Origin of the sequence: Streptomyces sp. NPDC007901, from assembly GCF_042959465.1 — a bacterium.
Lineage (GTDB): Bacteria > Actinomycetota > Actinomycetes > Streptomycetales > Streptomycetaceae > Streptomyces.
On the sequence record NZ_JBIBKW010000106.1, the window covers coordinates 1 to 1,435 of the forward strand.

1 protein-coding gene is annotated in these 1,435 nt (G+C 67.8%); it reads right to left on the reverse strand.

From position 1 onward, the window contains the following. Nucleotides 1-98: 98 nt before the first annotated feature. Nucleotides 99-1,379, reverse strand: a complete 1,281-nt coding sequence (locus tag ACFZDK_RS55860; RefSeq protein WP_390987130.1) for an IS701 family transposase — start codon at nucleotides 1,377-1,379, stop codon at nucleotides 99-101. Between the last annotated feature and the right edge of the window lie 56 nt (nucleotides 1,380-1,435).

Below are 1,435 nucleotides of genomic sequence, written 5' to 3' on the forward strand. Positions count from 1 at the left end.
CTTAGTAGGACTCCGTTAGGTCGTTCTTGATCTCGGTGTTCTGTGTGTCCTGCTGGGCAGCGGCTGTTGGCAGGTGGTGCAGATGCCGGTCCAGCACCTCAAGGTGTCCTGGAGTGCATCGATGATCTGGTAAAGGGTGAGGCCGGACTGGGTGCTTTTGGGGCCAGGCGTTGTTCGGTGAGGAAGGCGTGGGCGGCGGTCACGAGGGTGACGTGGTGGTGCCAGCCGGGCCAGGATCGGCCTTCGAAGTGGTCCAGGCCCAGGCCGTGCTTGAGTTCGCGGTAGTCGTGCTCGATGCGCCAGCGGACCTTCGCCAGACGGACCAGAGTGGTGATCGGGGTGTCGTCCGGCAGGTTGGACAGCCAGTAGTCGGTGGGAGCCTCGGCCTCCTCGGGCCACTCGACCAGCAGCCAGCAGTCGGGCAGGATGCCGTCCCACCAGCCGACTTCGGCCGAGGCGGTGGTTCGGATCGGACGCTCGACGGCCTTGCCCGCAGGGCGGATGCGCACGGCGGCGAAGCGGGACCGTAACTCTCCTCGCGAGCCGTTGCGCCAGGCGACGCTGGTGAACGCGTCCTGCGCGAGACCGGCGGCCAGGGCTGCCACTGACGGTGCGGGATGGCGGTAGCGAGGCTGTGGCCAGCACCCGACCGGCCCGTTGCGCGCCGGGGCAATGGGCTGTTCCTCGAAGGGATGGGCGGTCACGTCCGCGCGGACGGCCAGCACGTAGTCGATTCCGCGCTCTGCCAGGCCGGCCCGCAGGTGTGCGTTGGTGCCGTAGGCGGCGTCAGCCACGACGACCGGTGGCCTCATGCCCCAGCCGGCCAGCGTGTCGAGCATGTCCAAAGCCAGCCGCCACTTCTCCCGGTGCGTGACCTCGGGCGGGACGCGGGTGACGGTCCTGCGGCCGGTGTCTGACGCCCACTCCTTCGGTAGGAACAGCCGCCATTGCAGCGGACAGGAGGCAGTGTCGGTGGCGGCGTGGACGCTGACCGTGACCTGGCAGTTGGCGCGCTTTCCCAGGGCCCCGCAGTACTGCGGGGCCACCGCGACCGACATTCTTCCGTCCTTGGGTACCGACACGTCGTCGATCACCCACGCCGTCGGGGCGATGAGCGGCAGCATCCGTTCGCAGATCCGCCGCTGCACCGGCACCGGATCCCAGGTGGACTGGTTCACGAACTGCTGCAGGTTCTGTTCGTCGCCGTCCGGTAGCCGCGAGGCCATGGCCTGGATGGACTTGCGGCGGCCGTCCAGCATCAGTCCCCGCAGGTAGCAGTCGCCCTTGGCCCGCTGGTCCTTGCGCGGTACCGAGGCGAACACATCCGCCACGTACAACGCCAACGTCGCCCGGACACGGTTCACTTCATGTGCGTCCACCCATCCAACATGCCCAGCAACAGCCCAAACCGGAAGACCTAACGGAGTCCTATTAG